2 protein-coding genes (1 of these 2 cut by a window edge) are annotated in these 23,449 nt (G+C 71.0%); both read right to left on the reverse strand.

All coding sequences use genetic code 11. The annotated features are described in order from the left end of the window. Positions 1-4,080, reverse strand: a 4,080-nt coding sequence (locus CFP71_RS22945; RefSeq protein WP_143267154.1) for a non-ribosomal peptide synthetase, incomplete at its 3' end; no start/stop codon positions are given. Continuing rightward, positions 4,077-23,449: the 3' portion of a non-ribosomal peptide synthetase gene (locus CFP71_RS22950; protein ID WP_093936005.1), read on the reverse strand. Its footprint extends 1,552 nt past the window's final position; only the last 19,373 of its 20,925 coding nucleotides appear in the window; the start codon falls outside the window, past its right edge; it ends in the stop codon at positions 4,077-4,079. The genes CFP71_RS22945 and CFP71_RS22950, both read right to left, overlap by 4 nt.

A 23,449-nucleotide genomic window follows, 5' to 3' on the forward strand; every position in this document is an offset into this window, starting at 1 on the left:
CGGCAGGGTGTTGATGAACAGTCCCGGCACCCGGTCCGCGCCGGTACCGGCGTTCATCCGTCCGAAGAGGACAGTGCCGAAAACGACGTCTTCTCGGCCCGAAACCGCGCCCAGTACGCGTGCCCACGCCAGGTGGAACACCGTGGCCGGGCTCGCGCCCCACGACCGCGCCACCTCGCGGACGCGTTCGCTCAGCGCGTCGTCCACCCACAGGTGAGCCTGCTCCGAGCCGGTGCCGTCCCCGTGCAGATCCACCAGCCCGTACGGGGCGGTCGTCTCCGTCACGTCGCCGAGGAGGCCGGAGAAGTACCGCTCGTACTCCTGACGCGGCACCCCGAGCCGTGCCTGCGCCACGAATTCGCGGAACGGGACCGGCGCTGGCAGTTCCCCCGTGCGCCCGGACAGGAACGCCCGCAGATCGTCGAGCAGCACCTCCAGCGTGGTGTGGTCCTGCAACAGGTGGTGGACGCGCAGCAAGCCGATCCATCGGCCACCGCGCGGATCGGCGGCGAAGCGCACGTCCATCAGCGGAGCGCGGTCCAGGTCCAGCCGCCCGCCCGCCGCGTTCAGGATCTGCTCGACTGCGTCGGGTCCGGCGGGATCGAGGACGACCTCCTCGACCGGCACCTCGGCGTGGCGCACCACGACCTGCACGGGCTCCCGCAGCCCCGCCGACACGACGGCGGTGCGGTAGATGTCGTGCCGGTCCACCATCCAGCGCAACCCGGCGAGGAAGTCGTCGAGCCGGTCACGCGAGTCGAACTCGACGACGGTGGGCGTCACGTAGACGTCGGTTCCGCCGTGCTCGGTCATCAGGTGGTGGAAAAAGATGCCTTCCTGCAACGGCGCCAGCGGATACACGTCCTGGATGTTCGGCGCCCCACCGGGAACCGCGGCCACCACGCGCGCGATCTCGGCTTCGGTCAGCCCGGCCAGCGGCACCATTTCCGGCGTGATCTCCCCGGCGTCCGGCGGGATCAGGTTGGGCGGCACCACCACCGGCGCGGGGCCCGCGACGGCGGCCAGCCCGGCCGGGGTCGGGGTCAGGAACAGCGCGCGCACCGACACCGAGACACCGCGCCGCCGCAGCCATTCCACGAGCGACACCACGAGCAGCGAATGCCCGCCCAGCGCGAAGAAATCGTCGTCGACCCCGACTCGTTCCAGGCCGAGCACCTCCGCGAACGCCTGGCACAGCACTTCCTCTCGCGCGGTCTCCGGCGCGCGAGAGGTGACGGCCACCGCCGCGAAGTCCGGCGCGGGGAGTGCCTTGCGGTCGAGCTTGGCGTTGGCGGTCAACGGGAAGACGTCGAGTTCGACGATCGCCGAGGGCACCAGATACGAAGGCAGCCGCTCACCCAGGAACGCCCGCAACCCTTCACCGGACATCGCGCCCGCGAGAGTCACATAACCCACCAGCCGGACGTCGCCCGGAGTGTCTTCCCGCGCGATCACCGCGGCCTGGTCGACGTCGACGTGAGTCAGCAGAACGGCTTCGATCTCCCCGGGCTCGACCCGGAACCCCCGGATCTTCACCTGGTCGTCGACACGGCCCAGGAACACCAGCTCGCCGTCGGCGTTCCATCGCACCCGGTCCCCGGTGCGGTACATCCGCTGCCCTGGCTCGAAAGGACACGCCACGAAACGCTCACCGGTCAACGCCGGGCGACCCACGTATCCGCGAGCGACGCCTTCACCGGCCACGTACAACTCGCCGCCGACACCCGCCGGAACCGGCTCCAGCGCGTCGTCCAGCACGTACACCCGGACGTTCGCGATCGGCTGTCCGATCGGGACGGCCGCCTCGCCGGGCAGGCAGCGCCACACCGCCGCGTTCACCGTCGCCTCGGCCGGGCCGTAACTGTTGAACATCAAGTGATCCGCGGCCCACCGGGAAACGAGATCGGCGGGCAGCGCCTCGCCACCGACGTCCAGCACGAAACCCTCGGGCAAACCGTCCTGGGGAAGGCTGGTCACCGCCGCGGGCGGCAACGTCGCGTGGGTCACGCCGTACTCGGTGAGGAACCCGGCCAGCTCTGCACCCAGCCGTCGTTCCGGCGGCACGATCACGAGGGTTGCCCCCGACCCCAACGCCAGAAGCCATTCCTCACAGAACATGTCGAAACCCGAAGACGCGAACTGCGCCACCCGCGATCCCGGCCCCGCCCCGAAACGGGCATGACTCACCGACAGATTCACGAACCCACGATGGGTGACGACCACACCCTTCGGCACACCAGTCGACCCCGACGTATACACCACATACGCCGCATTCCCCGGCGACAAAGGCGAAACCCGATCAGCGTCAGACACCGGACCGGCGTCGAAATCACCGGTATCCACCACAAACCCCGTCGAATCCACCACCAACACGGCTGCGGAATCCTCGACCAGGAAACGAACTCGTTCCGCGGGCAGCCCCGGATCGACAGCCAGGTAAGCGCCACCGGCCTTCAAGACCGCCAAAACGGCGACCATCAACTCCGGAGACCGCTCCAACACCAAAGCCACCACCGACTCCGGCCCCACCCCGGCAGCGATCAACTTCCGCGCCAGTCTGTTTGCCCGCGCGTCCAGCTCGGCATAGCTCAGCTCGACACCCGAACCGACGACCGCCGTCGCCTCCGGTGAACGCGACACCTGCCCAGCGACCAGATCCGGCACCACACCATCCGGCGCCGGAACCGCGGTGTCATTCCAGGCCTGGAGGATCCGCCGCAGTTCGTCCTCGTCGAGAACCGGCAAGGACCGGATGGGGACGGACGGGTCGGCCACGACGGCTTCCAGGACCTGGACGAGCCGCGCCGCGATCCGCTCGACCGTCTCGGCGTCGAAGAGGTCCGCGGCGCCGATGAGCGCGCCCTCCAGTCCCGCCGGGCGTCCGTCGGCGTCGAGTGCCTCGCGCACCACGAGATCGAGGTCGAAGTCGCCCGCCTGCCGGTCGTCGGAGATCAGGTCGACGCGCAGACCGGGCAGCTCCAGCGACGGCCCGCGGCCGTGTCCGGCGGAAACGAGATCCGCGCTTTCCACCGCGGCCATCACCTGGAACAGCGGATGCCGCGACAGCGATCGGGTCGGCGCCAGCTCCTCGACCAGCTTTTCGAACGGCACGTCCTGGTTCTCGTAGGCGTTCAGCGCGGCTTTCCGCACGCGCCCGAGCACGTCGGCGAAGGCCGGATCGCCTGACAGATCGGCGCGGATCACCAGGTTGTTGACGAAACAGCCGACCAGGTCGTCGAGCCCCTCGTCGGTCCGGCCCGCGACCACGGTGCCGATCGGGAGGTCGGTGCCGGCGCCCAGCCGGGACAGCAGCACCGCCAGCGCGGAATGCATCACCATGAACAGGGTCGCCCCGTGTGTCCGTCCCAGCTCCGCGAGCCGCCGGTGAGTATCCGCGCCAAGTTCGAGCTCGGCGCTGTGGCCTCGAGGATCCAGCCGCGCCGGACGCGGCCGGTCGGCGGGCAGATCCAGTTCCTCCGGCGCCCCGGCGAGGGTCCGCCGCCAGAACGCCACCTGTCCGGTCAGCGTGCTTTCCGGATCGTCCTCAGCGCCGAGAAGTTCTCGCTGCCACAACGTGTAGTCGGCGTACTGCACCGGCAACGGCGTCCAGTCCGGCTCGCGCCCGGACAGTCGTGACGCGTACGCGGTGGAGAGATCACGCAGCAGCGGGCCCATCGACCAGCCGTCGGCCGCGATGTGGTGCACCACCAGGACCAGCACGTGCTCGCCCGGGCCCACCACGAACAACCGGGCCCGCATCGGGATCTCGTTCGCCAGATCGAAGGGGTACGCACTCGCCCGCGCCACCTCGTCGTCCAGCACCATCGTCGCGACGATTTCGAGTTCGAAGCCCGTCTCCTCGACCCGGAGCACCCGCTGGCGGGGCTCGCCGTCCTGGGCGGGGAAAACGGTGCGCAGCACCTCGTGACGGCCGAGCACGTCCAGCAGGCCGGCGGCGAGCGCGTCGCGGTCCAGCTCACCGGTCAGCCGGAGCGCGAGCGGGATGTTGAAAGTGTCGGCAGGACCGTCCAGCTGCCACAGGAACCACAGCCGGCGCTGCGCGAACGACAACGGAATCATCGGATCTCCTCTTCGTGCTCACGCATGGGCCGGAGGGCCGGCCTGGCTTTCTTCCCGGTACCGGCGTTCGCCGCGATCCACGCGGCCACCTCGGCCGCGGTCGGGCTCTCGAACAGCACCCGGAGCGGTACCTCGGCACCCGCGGCCACCCGGATCCTGCTGAGCAGCCGGGTCGCCAGCAGGGAATGCCCGCCGAGGGCGAAAAAGTGGTCTTCGGGGCCGACCCCGGGCAGTTCGAGGATTTCGGCGAACGCCTCGCAGACGAGTTCTTCCTCCCGCGTGGCGGGCGCGCGGCCCGCCCCCGCCGTGCCGTGGCCGGGCGCGGGAAGTGCTTCACGGTCGAGCTTCCCGTTGACGGTCAACGGCAACGCTTCGAGCTCGACGAACGCGGCGGGCACCATGTACGCGGGCAGCTTGCGCGCGGCGTACTCCCGGAGCGTCTCGCCGGACCTGTCGGTCCCGGGCCCGGCGGAGACCAGGTAGGCGACCAGCCGCCGATCGCCCGCCCGGTACTCCCTGGCCACGACCGCCGCGTCGGCGACCGCCGGATGCGCGGACAGCACCTGCGCGATCTCGCCCGGTTCGATCCGGAACCCGCGGATCTTGAGCTGGTCGTCGACGCGGCCCTCGAAGAGCAGCCGCCCGTCGGTGGTCCAGCGGGCGCGGTCCCCGGTGCGGTACATCCGCCCGTCCGTGAACGGGCAGGCGACGAACCGTTCGGCGGTCATCCCCGGCCTGCCGAGATAGCCACGGGCCAGGCTCGCGCCCGCCACGTACAACTCCCCCCGCACTCCGGGCGGCGCCGGGGACAGGGTGTCGTCGAGGACGTAGACGCGGCTGTCGAGCACGGCTTTCCCGATATCGGGCGGTTCACCGGGCGACAGCGGCGAAGACATCGACGAGCAGACGGTGGTCTCGGTCGGACCGTAGGCGTCGACGAACCGGCGTCCCGGAGCCCAGCGCGTCACGAGGTCGCCGCTGAGCGCCTCGCCCGCCGACACCAGTGTGGTGACCGGCGCCAGATCCTCCGGCGAGGACGCGGCGAGCACGGCGGGCGGCAGGGTCGCGTGGGTCACGCCGTGCCTCGCCACGACCGCGGCGAGGCCGGCGCCCGGGAGCAGGTCCTCGGCCACGACCAGGCGAGCGCCGGTGCACAGCGCCATCACCAGTTCCCAGACCGACGCGTCGAACCCCGGGGAGGCGAATTGCAGCACCCGGCTTTCCTCGGTGACGGCGAGCCGTTCGGCTTGCGTGGCCACGAGGGCGGCGATGCCGCGGTGCGGGACAGCCACGCCCTTCGGCCGTCCCGTCGAACCCGAGGTGTAGATGAGGTAAGCGGGATTCTCCGGCGACGGCGGAACGACGGGCGCTGCCGGAGCCGACTCGTCGACGCCGAGTACGACCACCGGGATCTTCGAGCCCTCCGGGATCGACGACCGGTGCCCGTCGATCGTCAGCGCGCACACCGGCCGCGCGTCGCCGAGGACGTACTCGATCCGTTCGGGCGGGAGCACCGGGTCGATCGGGAGGTAGGCGGCACCCGCCTTGAGGACCGCGAGGAACGCGACCACCAGATCGACCGAGCGGTCCAGTACGACGGCGACCGCCGTCTCGGGACCCGCGCCGTGCGCGGCGAGGACACCGGCCAGCAGATCCGAGCGCGCGTCCAGGTCCGCGTATCCGACGCCCGTGTCGCGTGTCTCCAGCGCGACCGCTTCCGGCCGTCGCGCGACCTGGGCGGCGAACAGCCCGGGCACCGTCGCCTCGGGCACCCCGGAACCCGCCGGGTTCCAGTCGTCGAGCACCTGGCGGCGTTCGGGTCCGGCGAGGAGGTCGATCCGGCTCAGCCGGGCGGAGGGCTCGGCGACGACGGATTCCAGCAACCGCACCAGTCGCGTGACGAGTGCCTCGGCCGTCGACCGGTCGAACACGTCGGTGCCGAACTCCAGCGCGCCCGACATCCCGTCCGGGGCGCCGTGCTCGTCGCGTCGCTCGGCGAGGCCGAGCATGAGGTCGTACCTCGCGACGCCGTGGGCGAGCGGCTCGCCGCTCACCTCCAGACCGGGAAGCCGCAGTTCCGCCTCGGGCGCGTTCCGCACGTCCAGCGCGACTTGGAACAGCGGCTCCCGCGACAGCGAGCGTTGCGGGACGAACTCTTCCACCACCCGGTCGAACGGCAGGTCTTGATGCGCGTACGCCGCCAGGTCGGTCTCACGCACTCGCCGCAACAGCTCCGCGAAGCTCGGGTCGCCCGACACGTCGGTGCGCAGCACCAGCATGTTGACGAAGAAACCGACCAGCTCGTCCAGCGCGTCGTCGGTGCGGCCCGCCAGCGCGGTGCCGATCGGGATGTCACCGCCCGCGCCCAGCCTGCTCAGCAGCGCCGCGAAGGCCGCTTGGAACACCATGAAGAGGGTGACCTGCTCGGCCGAGGCGAGCTCCACGACGCGCCGGTGCAGTTCGGCGGACAGCTCGACCGTCACCTCGCCGCCCTGATGCGTCGCCACCGCCGGACGCGGCCGGTCCGACGGCAGTGGTATCTCGTCGGGGATCCCGGCGAGGGTGTCGCGCCAGTACGCCAGCTGCCGCGCGAGCAGGCTCTCCGGGTCTTCCGCGTCGCCCAGCAGATCACGTTGCCAGAGCGCGTAATCCGCGTACTGCACGGGCAACGGTGCCCAGCCCGGGGCGTGTCCCGCCCGTCGTGCGGCGTACGCGGCCGAAAGGTCCCGTGCGAGCGCCGCCGTCGACCAGCCATCGGTGGCGATGTGGTGCACGGCCAGCACGAGGACGTGGTCGTCCGGCGCCACGCGGAGCAACCGCGCCCGGATCGGGATCTCCTCGGCGAAGTCGAACGCGTAACCGGCCGCGCGGTCGATCTCGTCCGCGACCCGGTCCGCCGCGACCTCGGCCACCGGCAGCGCGAACCCGGTCTCCTCGACCGTCAGGATCCGCTGGTACGGCTCGCCGTTCTCGGCCGGGAGCACCGTCCGCAGCACCTCGTGCCGGTCGATCACGTCTCGCAGCGCCGCGGCCACCGCCGCCGGATCCAGGTCGCCGCGCAAGCGAAGCGCGGTGGTGTTGCTGTAGCTGGCGCTCGATCCTTCGAGCTGGCCGACGAACCAAAGCCGGCGTTGCGCGAAGGAGACAGGCGGCCGTTCCGGGCGTTCCGTCGCGGTCAGCGGCAACCGGCCGCCGCCAGCCTGCCCCAGCCGTTCGGCGAGGCGGCCCACGGTCAGGGTTTCGAACAGCAGCCGGATCGACAGCTCGACGCCGAGCACCGAGCGCACCCGGCTCACCAGCCGGGTCGCCAGCAGCGAGTTCCCGCCGAGCGCGAAGAAGTCGTCGTCGACGCCGACCCACTCCCGGCCCAGCACCTGGGCGAACGCCTGGCACAGCAGCTCTTCGTGCACGGTGGCCGGTGCCCGGCCGGTGCCCGCGGTCACCGTTCCCGGCACGAACACGGCACTTCCCGTGGACGCGGTCTCGGGCTCGTCGAGCAGCAGGCGGCGAGGCCAGTCCGGCAGGTTCCCGGCCGCCTCGGCCGTGGTGACCAGTACCAGTGCCCCGGCGCCGGTGAGCGTGGTGGCGGTCCGCCCGGCAGGCTCCGCCGGATCGACGAGCACGTACTCGCCGCCCACCTCGCCGACCGCGGCCAGCGCCTCCGCCAGCTCACCGGGTTCCCGCATGCCGATCGCGACCACCGACTCGCGGCGTACGCCGAGTCCGGCCAGCCGCCGCGCGAGCCGATCGGATCCGGTTCCCGGACGGGCTCGGCCGGTCACTTCGAGCACGTTCACCGACAGGAGCGGAAGATCCGGCTCCTTCTCCAGCGCGGTGGTGAGTTCCGCGAGCGTGGCGTGCAGCAGCGTGGCGAACCGGTTCTCGTCCACCGGCCGTACGACGTCGACGGAGATGCCGAACTCCACGCCGTCGTCGTCGACGGACACGCTCAGCGGATAGTTGTTGTGCTCCTGGGTGAACAGCGTCTCGACGTCCCCGAGCACGTCGCCGGGCTCCACGACGACGGGTCCGGCGTGCCGGTAGTTGAACAACGCGGCGAACAAGGGACTGCCGTTGGGCAGGCCGGCCGCCTTCTGCGCCAGCGTCAGCGGCGCGTGCTCGTGCACCAGCAGCTCGGCGAGCTGGTCGCGCAGGTCCGTCAGCGCCGTCCCCACTGGCTGTCCGGCCAGCTTGACCCGCACCGGGAGCGTGTTCATGAACAGCCCGGGCACGCGGTCGGCGCCGACGCTGGAGCGGCCGAGCAGCACCGTGCCGAACACGACGTCGTCGCGTCCTGTCACCGCCGCGAGCAGTCGCGCCCACGCCAGGTGGAAGATCGTCGCCGGGCTCATCCCGAGCGATCGCGCCAGCGTCCGCACCCGGCTCGTCAGGACGGTGTCCACGGTCAGCCTGGTCTGCCCGGTCTCCGTGCCGTCACCGTGCACGTCCGTCAGCCCGTACGGGGCGCCGGTCTCGGTGACATCGCCGACGAGCCCGGCGAAGTACTCCCGGTGCGCCTCCTCCGGTACGCCGAGCCGGGCTTGCGCCACGAACTCCCGGAACGGCACCGGAGCGGGCAACGTGCCCGTCCGGCCCGCCAGGATCGCCTTGATCTCGTCGAGCACGATGTCGAGCGCCGTGTGGTCCTGGACCAGGTGATGCATCCGGACCAGCGTCAGCCAGCCGTCACCGCCGGGTTCGGCCGCGACGTGCACGGTCAGCAGGGGTGCCCGGCGCAGGTCCATCCACCCACCGGCCGCGGACAGCAGCTGTCCGACCGCGTCCCCGCCGCCCTCGTCGAGGGTGACCTCGGTGACCGGCAGTTCGGCGTGCCGCCATACGACCTGGACCGGCTCGGCCAGGCCGTCCGAGACGAGCGCGGTGCGGTAGACGTCGTGCCGGTCGACGACCTGCCGCAGCGCGGCCAGGAACGCGTCCAGCCGCCCCCGTGCCGGGAACCGCAGGACGAACGGCATCGCGTAGACGTCGTCATCGCCGCTTTCGGTCATCAGGTGGTGGAAGAAGATGCCTTCCTGCAACGGCGCCAGCGGATACACGTCCTGCACGTTCGGCGCTCCGCCCGGCACCGCCTCGACCACCCGCGCGATCTCCGCTTCGGACAGGTCCAGCAACGGCAGCATCCCGGGCGTGATCTCACCGGCGTGCGGCGGGATCAGGTTGGGCGGGATCGTCACCGGTTCCGGGCCCACCACGGCCGCCAGCGCGGCCGGTGTCGGCGTGACGAACAGCGCTCGTACCGACACCGACACACCACGTTGCCGCAGCCACTCGACCAGTGACACCGCCGACAGCGAATGTCCGCCGAGCGCGAAGAAATCGTCGTCGACGCCGACCGCCGGCAAACCGAGGATCTCGGCGAAAGCCTTGCACACCAGCTCTTCCTGAGCGGTGGCGGGAGCGCGCCCGGCGCCAGGCTCGGGTCGCGGGCCGGGGAGCGCCGCGCGGTCCACCTTCCCGTTGACCGTCAGCGGCAGGACGTCCAGCTCCACGAACGCGGAAGGCACCAGATGGCCGGGGAGACGCTCGGCGGCGTACGCGCGCACCACCTCGGCGATCGAAGTCCCGGTGCCGGAAGGGACCAGGTAGCCGACGAGCCGCTTGTCGCCGGGAACGTCCTCCCTGACCACCGCCGCGGTCTGGGCGACCGCCGGATGCCCGGCGAGCACCGCTTCGACCTCCCCCGGCTCCACTCGGAACCCGCGGATCTTCACCTGACCGTCCGCCCGTCCGACGAACACCAGCCGTCCGGCCGAGTCCCACTTCACCCGGTCGCCGGTGCGGTACATCCGTTCCCCCGCGGCACCGAACGGGCACGCCACGAACCGCTCAGCCGTCCACAAAGGACGGTTCAGGTAGCCGCGGGCCACTCCCGCGCCCGCCACGTACAGTTCACCGGCCACCCCGACCGGGACCACGCCGAGTCCGTCGTCGAGCACGTAGACCCGGGTGTTGTCCAGGGGCCGTCCGATCGGCAGGACACCGGCCACGGCGGCGGAATCGCCGACCTCGTACTGCGTGGCGCACAACGTCACCTCGGTCGGGCCATACAGCTGCCGCACCACCAGACCGGGATTCGACTCCAGCACCCGCCGGACCGAACCGGCGGGGACGACGTCGCCACCCGTCAGCACCTCACGCACACCCGCGAAACACTCCGGATCCTGATCGGCCAAGACCCGGAACAGGCCTGCCGTCACGTGCACATGGGACAACTCGTGCCCGGTGATCAGACCGCGCAGGCCGGTCGCGTCCATGCGTTCGACCGGCGCCACCACCACGGTGCCACCGGACAGCAACGGCACCCACAGCTCGTAGGACGACGCGTCGAAGGCATGCGGAGCGTGGAACAACACCCTCGGCGTCGCACCCCAGCAACGATCCTTCGCCAACCGCACGACATCCCGATGGGTGACCACGACGCCCTTCGGCACCCCTGTCGACCCCGACGTGTACATCACATAGGCGGCACCGTCCGCGGGCACCACGTCCGGCAGGTCCGCCACGGCGTCCGTCCCGGCATCGGCCCGGACCGTCGCGACCCCGAGCTCGTGACCGGCCGTCGCCTCGTGCACGACCAGCACTTCGGCGCCCGCGTCTTCGAGGACGGCGCGCATCCGCGCGGCGGGCCAGCCGGTGTCCAGCGGCAGGTACGCCCCACCCGCCTTGAGGACGGCCAGCAGCGTCACGATCACGTCGGCCGACCGCTCCAGCAGTACCGCCACGACCGACTCCGGGCCCACACCCGAGGCGACCAGCACCCGCGCCAGCCGTCCGGCCCGCGCGTCCAGTTCCCCGTAATCGAGCCGGACGCCTCCGGCGACGACGGCGACCGCGCCGGGAGTGGCGGCCGTCTGGCGTGCGAAGGCTTCCGGCACCGACAGCTCCGGGACGGGCACCGGCATTTCGTTCCACTCCGTCAGAATCCGGCGGCGCTCGTCCGCGTCGAGCACGTCCACCTCGGCGATCGGGGTGCGGGCGTCCCGCGTCATCGCCCGCAGCACTCCCACCAGCCGGTCCGCCAGCCGTACGGCGGTGTCCCGGTCGAAGAGGTCCGCGGAGACGGTGAGAGAGCCGCTGATGCCCGCCGGCCCGCCCGCCGCGTCGAAGCTTTCACCGAGGCTCAGATCCAGATCGAATTCGAGCGGCCGGACGGCGGAAGGCAGCGCGGCGGCCCGCAGACCGGGCAGGACCAGCGGCGGTTCCCCGGTCCGGCCGGTGTTCTGCAGGGTCATCATCACCTGGAACAACGGATGCCGCGCCAGGGACCGGACCGGGGCCAGCTCCTCCACCAGCCGTTCGAAGGGGACGTCCTGGTGCGCGAACGCGGACAGCGAAGTCTCCCGGACCCGGCCTAGAACCTCGGCGAGGCTGGGGTCACCGGACAGGTCGGTGCGCAGGACGAGGGTGTTGACGAAGAACCCCACCAGATCATCCAGGGCCGGGTCGGTCCGTCCCGCCACCGCGACGCCGATCGGGATGTCCGTGCCCGCCCCCAGCCGCGACAGGGTCACGGCGAGCCCCGCCTGCAACGTCATGAACACGGTCACGCCCTCGCCGCGCGCCAGCTCAAGCAACTCGCGGTGCAGCTCCGCCGGGATCACGACGTCCGCGAGGTGCCCGAGGCGCGCGGTCTCCGCGGGACGGGGCCGGTCCGCGGGCAGCTCCAGTTCCTCCGGCGCTCCCGCGAGGGTGTCCCGCCAGTACGCGATCTGCCGCGCCGTCAGGCTCTCGCTGAGCAGTTCCCGTTGCCACAAGGTGTAATCGGCGTACTGGACGGGGAGCGGTTTCCACGCCGGGCTCCCACCCGCCAGCCTCGCCGTGTACGCGGTGGACACATCGCGGGCCAGGGGTTCCATCGACCAGCCGTCGCCCGCGATGTGATGCACGACCAGGACCAGGATGTGCTCGTCCAGCGCGACCGGGAACAACGACGCCCGCACCGGAGGCTCGGCGGCGAGGTCGAACGCGTGTCCGGCCGCTTCGGCGATCGCGTCGTCGAGGTCCTCGGACGCCACCTCGACCACGCGCAGCGCGAACCCCGACTCCTCGACCGGAAGCACCCGCTGGTACGGCTCTCCCCCGCCGGTCCTGAACACGGTGCGCAGCACTTCGTGCCGCTCGACCACGTCACGCAACGCCGCCGTGAAAGCCGCCCGATCCAAGGGCCCGGTCAGCCGAAGCGTCACCGGGATGTTGTAGGTGGGGCTCGGCCCCTCCAGCTGCCCCAGGAACCACAATCTGCGCTGCGCGAACGACAACGGCATCGGCTCCGGCCGTTCCCGAGCCACCAGCGCCACCCGGCCCGGTGCCGTCACCTCGGTGAGCCGGGCAGCCAGACGTCCGGGTGTCGGCGCCTCGAACAGCGTCCGCAGGGGCAATTCGACGGACAGCGCCAGGCGTACCTGACTCACCAGCCGCATCGCCAGCAGCGAATGCCCGCCCAGCGCGAAGAAGTCGTCGTCCATTCCGACCGACGGCAGTGCCAGCGTCTCCGCGAAAGCCTGGCAGAGCAGCTCTTCCGTGGCGTTCGCCGGTGCCCGGCCCGCGCCGGTCGCGTACCCGGGGGCCGGCAACGCGGCCCGGTCCACCTTGCCGTTGACCGTCAGCGGAAGGGACTCCAGTTCCACGAACGCCGACGGGACGAGATACTCCGGCAGCCGCTCGGTCGAGTAGCTCCGCAACGACTCGGTGATGGATGCCTCGCGCGGCACCACGTAACCGACGAGCCGCTTGTCGCCCGGGGTGTCCTCCCGAACGAGGACGGTGGCCTGCGCGACCGCCGGATGCCCGGCGAGCATGGCCTCGACCTCCCCCGGCTCCACCCGGAACCCGCGGATCTTCACCTGACCGTCCGCCCGCCCGGCGAACACCAGCCGTCCCGCCGCGTCCCACTTCACCCGGTCGCCCGTGCGGTACATCCGCTCACCCAAGCCGAATGGACACGGCACGAACCGCTCGGCGGTCCACAAAGGACGATTCAGGTAGCCGCGGGCGACCCCCGCGCCCGCCACGTACAACTCGCCCGCCACGCCCACCGGGACCACGTTGAGCCCGTCGTCCAGCACGTACACCCGGGTGTTGTCCAGCGGGCGCCCGATCGGCAGTACGTCGCCCACCTCGCCGGGAACACCGGACTCGTGCTGCGTGGCGCACAACGTCACCTCGGTCGGCCCGTACAGCTGCCGCACCGTCACACCGGGATTCGACTCCAGTGTCCGCCGGACGGCGTCCGGCGGGACCACGTCACCACCCGTCAGCACCTCACGCACACCGGCCAGGCAAGCCGGATCCTCGTCGACGAGGATCCGGAGCAAACCCGCCGTCACGTGCACGTGGGACAACTCGTACTCGGCGATCAGCCGACGCAACGCGGTCGCGTCCATCCGTTCGACCGGCGCCACCACCACCGTGCCGCCCGACAACAGCGGCACCCACAGCTCGTACGACGACGCGTCGAAAGCGTGCGGCGCGTGGAACAGCACCCGGGGTGTCACACCCCAGCAGCGGTCCTTCGCCAAGGCCACGACATCCCGGTGCGTGGCCACGACGCCCTTCGGCACCCCGGTGGAGCCCGACGTGTACATCACATACGCCGCGGCCGATTCCCGGACGACCGGCAGGGAGCCTTCGTCCGCCCCGGCGTCCGTGCGGACCTCCGCGATTCCGAGGTCCCGGCCCGCCATCGCGTCACTCACCACGAGCAGGCAGGCGCCGGAATCCTTCACCACGGCCCGCGTCCGCTCCGCCGGCCAGGCCGGGTCCAGCGGCAGGTACACCCCACCGGCTTTCAGCACGGCGAGAGCGGCCACGATCAGCTCCGCCGACCGCTCCATCAGTACGGCGACCACCGGCTCCGGGCCGATCCCGCCGCCCACCAGGACTCGCGCCAGCCGGTCCGAACGCGCGTCCAGCTCGCGGTAGGTGAGTTCGCGGCCGTCGCCCGCCACGGCGATCGCGTCCGGTTCGGCGGCGGCGCGCGCCGCGAACACCTCGGGTACCGACGTGCCGGGAGCGGGTGCCGCGGTGTCGTTCCACTCCGTGAGGATCCGTTCCCGCCCGGCCGTCCCGAGAATGTCCACTTCGGACAGCGGGGTTTCGGGAGCCTGCTCCAACGCGGTCGCCAGGCTTTCCGCGCAGGTCACCAGAAGCTCGCCCGCCCAGGCCGGATCGACCGCGGTGGTGGCCTCGATCTCCAGCTCGAAGCCGGTCCCGTCGTCGTCCACGGACACGACCATCGGGTAGTTCGAGTAGTCCCGCACCAGCACCGGGGTCACGCCGTCGAGACCGGTCCCGGCGCCTTCTTCGACGGGCAGGTTGTGGCGGTAGTTGAACAGGGAGGTGAACAAGGGGCTCACCCCGCCCGCCCGTTGCGCCGTGGCGAGCGGGGTGTGCTCGTGGACCATCAGCTCGGCGAGCCCGCGGCGCACACCGGCGAGGGCGTCGGCCACGCTCCGGTCCGCCAGCCGGACCCGCAACGGGAGTGTGTTGATGAACAGTCCCGGGGTGCGGCCGGTACCCGCACCGGCGTTCATCCGTCCGAAAAGGACGGTTCCGAACACGACGTCGTCGCGGCCGGAAAGCGTGCCGAGCACACGGGCCCAGGCCAGGTGGAACAGCGTCGCCGGGCTCACCCCGAACGTCCGCGCCAGATTTCGGAGGCGATCGGTCAGCGCGGCGTCGACCGGCAACCGGACCTGCGCCGAGTCGGTGCCGTCGCCGTAGACGTTCGTGAGGCCGTAGGGCGCGGTGGTCTCGGTGACGTCGGCGAGCAGTTCGGTGAAGTACCGCTCGTGGTCCTCCTGGGAGGTTCCGAGTCGTGCCTGCGCGACGAAGTCACGGAACCGGACCGGCGGCGGCAGTCGATCCGCCCGCCCGGAGAGGAACGCGCGCAGTTCGTCGAGCAGCACGTCGAACGTCGTGTGGTCCTGGATCAGGTGGTGGATCCGCAGCAGGACCAGCCACCCGCCGTCCGGCGCCGCCAGCACCCACACTCGCAGCAAGGGTGCCAGCGTCAGGTCGATGGCGGATTCGCTCGCGGACAGGAGCTGATCGACCGGAGCCGGGCCGTGCGGGTCGAAGGGCACCTCTTCGACCGGTAACCGGCCGCGGCGGACGACCACCTGGACCGGCTCCCGAAGCCCCTCGGACACGACCGCCGTGCGATAGATGTCGTGCCGCTCGATCGACCATCGCAACGCCGTCAGCAGCTCGTCCACCCGTTCCCGGGTGTCCACGGCCAGCACGGTCGGAGTCGCGTACACGTCCGTGCCGTCCCGCCCGGTCATCTGGTGGTGGAAGAAGATGCCTTCCTGCAACGGCGCCAGCGGGTACACGTCCTGGATGTTCGGCACCCCACCGGGAACCGTGGCCACCACTCGCGCGACCTCGTCCTCGGTCAACTCGGCCAGCGGCAGCATTTCCGGTGTCAGCTCGGTGGCACCGTCCGGGATCAGGTTCGGTGGGACCTCGACCTGCTCGGCCCCCGCGACCGCGGCGAGCCCGGCCGGAGTCGGGGTCGTGAACAGCGCGCGCACCGACACCGAGACACCGCGCTGCCGCAGCCACTCCACCAGCGAAACCACGAGCAGCGAATGCCCGCCCAGCGCGAAGAAGTCGTCGTCGACGCCGACCCTGTTCAGGCCAAGGACCTCCGCGAACGCGGCGCAGAGGATCTCTTCCCGCGCGTTCACCGGCGCGCGACCGGCACCCGACAGGCTCGCGAAATCCGGCACGGGAAGCGCCGACCGGTCGAGTTTCGCGTTGACCGTCAGGGGGAAGGCATCGAGTTCGACGATCGCCGAGGGCACCAGGTACGACGGCAGCCGCTCGCTCAGGAAGGCCCGCAGGTCCTCAGGGGACACCTCGCCCGCGAGAACGACGTAACCGGCCAGCCGGACGTCACCCGAAGCGTCTTCCCGTGCGATCACCGCCGCCTGGTCGACCTCGGGATGCGTCAGCAGAACGGCTTCGATCTCCCCCGGCTCCACCCGGAAACCCCGGATCTGGACCTGATCGTCGACACGGCCCAGAAACACCAGCTCACCGGCGGCGTTCCACCGCGCCCGGTCCCCGGTGCGATACATCCGCTCACCCGGCTCGAAGGGGCTCGCCACGAAACGCTCACCGGTCAGCCCGGGACGGCCGGCGTATCCCCGTGCCAGGCCGGTACCGGACAGGTACAGCTCGCCGCCGACGCCCGCCGGGACCGGCTCCAGCGCGTCGTCCAGCACGTACACCCGGGTGTTGGCGATCGGACGGCCGATCGGCACGGCGTCGCCGGACTCCAGACCGGTACGGCAGCGCCACGCGGTGGCGTCGACGGTCGCCTCGCTCGGGCCGTAGGTGTTGAACATCGTCCGCCCGTCCGCCCAGCGTTCGACCAGCTCGGGCGGACAGGCCTCGCCCCCGACCTCCAGCACGAACGCCGGGTCCAGCGCGTCGTCGGGCATCGTCGCGACGACCGCGGGCGGCAACGACGCGTGCGTCACGCCGTACTCGGTGAGGAACCCGGCCAGTTCGGCACCCAGCCGTCGTTCCGGCGGAACGATCACGAGCGCGGCCCCCGACGCCCACGCCAGAATCCATTCCTCACAGAACATGTCGAAACCCGAAGACGCGAACTGCGCCACCCGGGACCCCGGGCCAACCCCGAAACGGGCATGACTCACCGACAGGTTCATGAAGCCGCGATGGGTGACGACCACGCCCTTCGGAAGTCCTGTCGACCCCGACGTGTACACCACATAAGCCGCATTCCCGGGCAACAGAGGTGAAACACGGTCAGCGTCAGACACCGGACCGGCATCGAAATCATCGACTTCCGTCACGAACCCCGGCGAATCCACCACCAGCACCGCACCGGAATCCTCCACCAGAAAACGGACCCGTTCGCGCGGAAGGCTCGGATCGACGGCCAGATACGCACCGCCCGCCTTCACCACCGCCAAAACAGCGACCATCAACTCCGGCGAACGCTCCAACACCAAAGCCACCACCGACTCCGGACCCACCCCGGCCGCGATCAACTTCCGCGCCAGCCGATTCGCCCGCGCGTCCAGCTCGGAGTAACTCAGCTCGACGGCACCACACACCAACGCCGTCGCACCCGAGGAACGCGCCAGCAGATCCGGCACCACACCACCCGGCACCGGGACGTCGGTGTCGTTGACCTCGCCGAGCAAGGCGGTGAACTCTGGCCCCAGCACCGGTACCCTCGCCGGTCCGCGATCCGGAGTCTCCGTCAAAGCGGCGACAAGATTCGCGACACACGTGTGCAGCAACCCGCACACCTCCGCCGGATCGACCGGCGCCACGGCCTCCACGACCAGTTCGAAACCGGTGGTGCCCTGGTCCACCGAAACGTCCAGCGGGTAATTGGTGTGCTCCCGCACGGAAAGCACCTGGATACCGTCCATTTCGGACTCTTCGAGGACGGCGTCCTGTACGTGGCGGTAGTTGAAGATCGAGGTGAACAACGGCCCGCCGCCGGGCAGGCCCGCGGCCGCCTGCGCCAGGGTCAGCGGCGCGTGCTCGTGCACCATCAGGTCGGCGAGCTGATCACGCAGGCCGGTCAGCGCCTGGCCGACGTCGTGGGCCGCGAGGTCCACCCGGACCGGGAGGGTGTTGATGAACAGTCCCGACACCCGGTCCGCGGCGGCACCGGCGTTCATCCGTCCGAACAGGACGGTGCCGAACACGACGTCGCTCCGGCCGGACACCGCGCCGAGGACGCGGGCCCACGCCAGGTGGAACACCGTCGCCGGGCTGACACCGAGGTCTCGCGCCACCTCCCACACGCGGGCGGCCAGATCCGCGTCCACGGCCAGCCTGCTTTCCGCGGTCGCGCTCCCGTCGCCGAGCACGTCCGTCAGGCCGTACGGCGCGGTCGTCTCGGTGACGTCGCCGAGCAGTCCGGTGAAGTACCGTTCGTGCTCCTCGCGAGGCATCCCCAACCGCGCCTGCGCGACGAACTCGCGGAACGGGACCGACGCGGGCAGCCGGTCCGGCCGCCCGGTCATGAACGCCCGCACCTCGTCGAGCAGCACGTCCGACGCCGTGTGGTCCTGCACGAGATGGTGGACGCGCACCAGGGCCAGCCAGCCATCGGTGTCGTCGTCCTCGGCGACGCGCACGTCCATCAGCGGAGCGCGGCGCAGGTCCAGCCGCCCGCCGTCCGCCGCGAGCACCCGGGCCGCGGTGTCCTCGGTGACCGGAAGTTCCGCGTGGCGCAGCACCACCTGGACCGGTTCCCGCAGCCCCTCCCAGACGATGGCGGTGCGGTAGACGTCGTTGCGGTCCACGACGTGCCGCAACGCGGCGAGGAAGGCGTCGAGCCGGTCCCGGGAGTCGAACCGCAGCACCGAAGGCGTGACGTAGACGTCCGTCCCGTCCCGGTCGACCATCAGGTGGTGGAAGAAGATCCCCTCCTGCAACGGAGCTAGCGGATAGACGTCCTGGATGTTCGGCGCCCCGCCCGGCACCGCCTCGACCACCCTGGCGATCTCGGCCTCGGTCAGGTCCACCAAGGTCACCATGCCGGAGGTCAGCTCGGCCGAACCGGCCGGAATGAGGTTCGGCGGCACCACCACCGGTTCCGGGCCCGCCACCGAGGCCAGCCCGGCGGGCGTCGGCATCGAGAACAGCGTCCGCACCGACACCGAGACACCGCGCTGCCGCAGCCACTCCACCAGCGACACCACGAGCAGCGAATGACCGCCCAGCGCGAAGAAATCGTCGTCGACCCCGACGCGGTCCAAGCCCAGCACCGCCGCGAACGCGGCGCAGAGGATCTCTTCCCGCGCGTTCGCCGGTGCGCGACCGGCGCCCACGAGACCCGCGAAGTCCGGCGCGGCAAGTGCCTTGCGGTCGAGTTTCGCGTTGGCTGTCAGCGGGAAGTCGTCGAGGACGACGATCGCCGAGGGCACCAGGTACGACGGCAGTCGCTCGATCAGGAACCGTCGCACCTCGTCGGCCGACAGCGCGGTTCCCACCACATACCCGGCCAGCCGGACATCTCCCGGAGAATCCTCCCGCGCGATCACCGCGGCCTGGTCGACCTCGGGATGCGTCAGGAGAACGGATTCGATCTCCCCCGGCTCCACCCGGAAACCCCGGATCTTCACCTGGTCGTCGACACGGCCCAAGAACACCAACTCACCGTCGGCGTTCCACCGCACCCGGTCCCCCGTGCGATACATCCGCTCACCCGGCTCGAACGGAGACGCCACAAAACGCTCACCGGTCAGCCCGGAACGGCCGGCATACCCCCGCGCCACACCGGCACCGGCCACGTACAACTCGCCGCCGACGCCGGCCGGGACCTGGCTCAGCGCGTCGTCCAGCACGTACACCCGGGTATTGGCGATCGGACGGCCGATCGGCACCGCGTCACCGGGCGCCCGGCAGCGCCACACCGCGGCGTTCACCGTCGCCTCGGCCGGACCGTAACTGTTGAACATCACCCGGTCCGCGGCCCACTGGGAAACCAGCTCCGCCGGTAGCGCCTCGCCGCCCACGTCCAGTACGAACTTCGCCGGAAGGCTTCCCATCGGCAACGTCGACACGGCGGCGGGCGGCAACGTCGCGTGCGTCACCCCGTACTCGGTAAGGAACCCGGCCAGTTCCGCGCCCAAGCGCCGCTCCGGCGGAACGATCACCAACGCCGCCCCCGACCCCAACGCCAGAAGCCATTCCTCACAGAACATGTCGAAACCCGACGACGCGAACTGCGCCACCCGAGAACCCACACCCGCCCCGAAACGGGCATGACTCGCCGACAGATTCAGGAAACCGCGATGGGTGACGACCACACCCTTTGGCACACCAGTCGACCCCGACGTGTACACCACATACGCCGCGTTCCCCGGCAACAAAGGCGAAACCCGGTCAGCGTCGGACACCGGCCTCGCGGAATATCCGGTGAGGTCCCCGGGGAACTCCGAATCCACCACCAGCGCCGCCGAAGAATCCTTCACTAGGAAATCTCTGCGCTCCCGCGGTAGATCCGGATCGACGGCCAAGTACGCGCCACCGGCCTTCAGCACCGCCCAGATGGCGATCACCAGGTCCGGCGACCGCTCCAGCTCCAGAGCCACCACCGACTCCGGACCCACCCCGGCCGCGATCAACTTCCGCGCCAGCCGATTCGCCCGGGCGTCCACCTCGGCGTAGCTCAGCTCGACACCCGAACCGACGACAGCCGTCGCTCGCGGAAAACGCAGCACCTGCCCCGCCACCAGATCCGGCACCACACCACCCGGCACCGGAACCGCGGTGTCGTTGACCTCGTCGAGCAAGGCGGTGAACTCGGGACCCAGCACCGGCACCGTCGCCAGCCCGCGATCCGGGGTCTCCGCCAAAGCGGCGACAAGATTCGCGACACAGGTCTGCAGCAACCCGCACACCTCGGCCGGGTCGACCGGAGAGGCCGCTTCCACGACCAATTCGAACCCGGTGGGCCCCTGGTTCACGGAGATGTCGAGCGGGTAGTTCGTCGGGTCCCTCGCCAGGAGGGCTTCGACGCCTTCGATGCCGGTTCCCGACTGCTCGACGTCCCGCTGGAGGTGGCGATAGTTGAAGATCGAGGTGAACAACGGCCCGCCACCGGACAGGCCGGCCGAGGCCTGCGCGAGGGTCAACGGCGCGTGCTCGTGCACCATCAGGTCCGCGAGCTGATCACGCAGTTCGATCAACGCCTCGCCGACCGTCCGCTCCGCCGTCTTGACCCGGACCGGCAGCGTGTTCATGAACAGGCCGGGGACGCGGTCCGCTCCCGAACTCGCCCGGCCGTGCACCACGGTGCCGAACACGACATCGGAGCGCTCGGACACGGCCGCCAGCACTCGCGACCACGCGAGGTGGAAGATCGTCGCCGGGCTCACCCCGCGTGACCGCGCCACTTCCCGCAGCCGCTCGGCCAGCCGGTCGTCCACCGCCGCCCGGCCCTGGGCGATCCCGGCGCCGTCGCCGTGCACGTCCGACAGCCCATAGGGAGCGCAGGCCTCGGTCACGTCACCCAGCAGCTCGGTGAAGTGGCGCTCGTGGTCCTCGCGGGGCACGCCCAGCCGGGCCTGAGCCACGAATTCGCGGAACGGCACGGGCGACGGCAACGCGTCGGCCCGCTCTTCCATGAACGCCTTGATCTCCGCCAGCACCACTTCCAGCGCGGCGTGGTCCTGGATCAGGTGATGCATGCGGATCAAAGCGAGCCAGCCCAGGCCAGTGGGTTCAGGCGCGACGCGGACACTCAGCAGCGGCGCCCGGCCCAGATCCATCCACGCGCCGTCGTCGTCGAGAGGTCCCTCGGTGACCGGCAGTTCGGCGTGCCTCCACACCACCTGGACGGGCTCCGACAGGCCCTCCCGGACGATCGCCGTGCGATACACGTCGTGCCGGTCGACGACCTGCTGCAAGGCGCCGAGCAACGCGGTCAACCGCTCGCGGGTGTCCAGTCTCAGCGTGAACGGCATGGCGTAGACGTCTTCGCCGTCCCGATCGGCCATCAGGTGGTGGAAGACGATCCCCTCCTGCAACGGCGCCAGCGGGTAGACGTCCTGCACGTTCGCCGCGCCACCCGGGACGGTCGCCACGATCCGGGCGATCTCGTCTTCGGTCAGTTCGACCAGGGGCAGCATGTCCGGCGTGAGTTCCGTCGCGCCTTCGGGAACGAGGTTGGCGGGCACCGTCACCGGCTCCGGTCCCGCGACGGCCGCCAGCGACGCCGGGGTCGGCGTCACGAACAACGCCCGTACCGAGACCGAGATGCCGCGCTGCCGCAACCACTCCACCAGGGAGACCGCCAGCAGCGAATGGCCGCCGAGCACGAAGAAGTCGTCATCGACGCCGACGGTGGGAAGCTCCAGCACCTCGGCGAACGCCTGGCACAGCAGCTCCTCACGCGCGTTCGCGGGGGCGCGGCCGTCACCACCGACGTATTCGGGGGCCGGGAGCGACGCGCGATCCACCTTGCCGTTGACGGTCAGGGGCAGGGCGTCGAGCTCCATCAGCGCCGAGGGCACCAGGTAGGGCGGCAGGTGTTCGGCCAGGTACTCGCGCACCGGCCCGGCGATGGCGGCGCCCGGGACCCCGGGCACCAGGTAGCCGATCAGCCGCTTCCCTCCGGAAGAGTCCTCCCGGACGACGACCGCGGCCTGCGCCACCGCCGGATGCCCGGCGAGCGCCGCTTCGACCTCGCCCGGCTCGACCCGGAACCCCCGGATCTTGACCTGTTCGTCCGCCCGTCCGGCGAACACCAGCCGTCCCGCCGAGTCCCACTTCACCCGGTCGCCGGTGCGGTACATCCGCTCACTGGAACCGAACGGGCAAGCCACGAACCGCTCCGCCGTCCACAGTGGACGATTCAGGTAGCCACGGGCCACCCCCGCGCCCGCCACATACAGTTCTCCGGCTACCCCGACCGGAACCGGGTTCAGCCACTCGTCCAGTACGTACACCCGGGTGCCGTCCAGCGGACGCCCGATCGGCAGCACCCCGCCGACCTCGCGCGAATCACCGGCCTCGTGCTGCGTGGCGCACAACGTCACCTCTGTCGGCCCGTAAAGCTGCCGCACCACCAGGCCGGGGTTCGACTCCAGCACCCGCCGGACCGAACCGGCCGGAACCACGTCCCCGCCCGTCAACACCTCACGCACACCCGCGAAACACCGCGGTTCCCGGTCCGCCAGCACCCGGAACAGACCCGCCGTCACATGCACATGGGACAACTCGTGGTCGGCGATCAGACGACGCAGCACCGCCGCGTCCATCCGCTCCACCGGCGCCACCACCACCGTGCCGCCCGACAACAACGGAACCCACAACTCGTACGACGACGCGTCGAAGGCATGCGGCGCATGGAAAAGCACCCGCGGCGTCGCGCCCCAGCAGCGATCCTTCGCCAGGCGCACCACGTCTCGATGGGTCGCCACCACGCCCTTCGGCACCCCGGTCGAACCGGACGTGTACATCACGTACGCGGCACTGGAAGGCGGGATCCCACCCGGCAGCTCCGCCACGGCGTCCGTTTCGACGTCCGCCCGGATCGGCGTGACGCCGAGATCGCGACCGGCCGTCGCCTCGTGCACCACGAGCACCGCGGCGCCCACGTCGTCCAGCACCGCGCGCATCCGCGCGGCGGGCCAGCCGGTGTCCAGCGGCACGAACGCGGCTCCGGCCTTCAGCACCGCCAGCAGCGTCACCACCAGCTCGCTCGACCGCTCCATCAGCACCGCGACCGCGGCTCCCGGCCCGGCTCCGGCGGCCATCAGCGCCCGGGCGAGCCGGTCCGAACGGACGGCCAGCTCCTCGTAGGTCAGCTCACCGCCGTCCCACCGCACCGCCGGCGCCGCCG

It is taken from the genome of Amycolatopsis thailandensis (assembly GCF_002234405.1).
Taxonomy (GTDB): domain Bacteria; phylum Actinomycetota; class Actinomycetes; order Mycobacteriales; family Pseudonocardiaceae; genus Amycolatopsis; species Amycolatopsis thailandensis.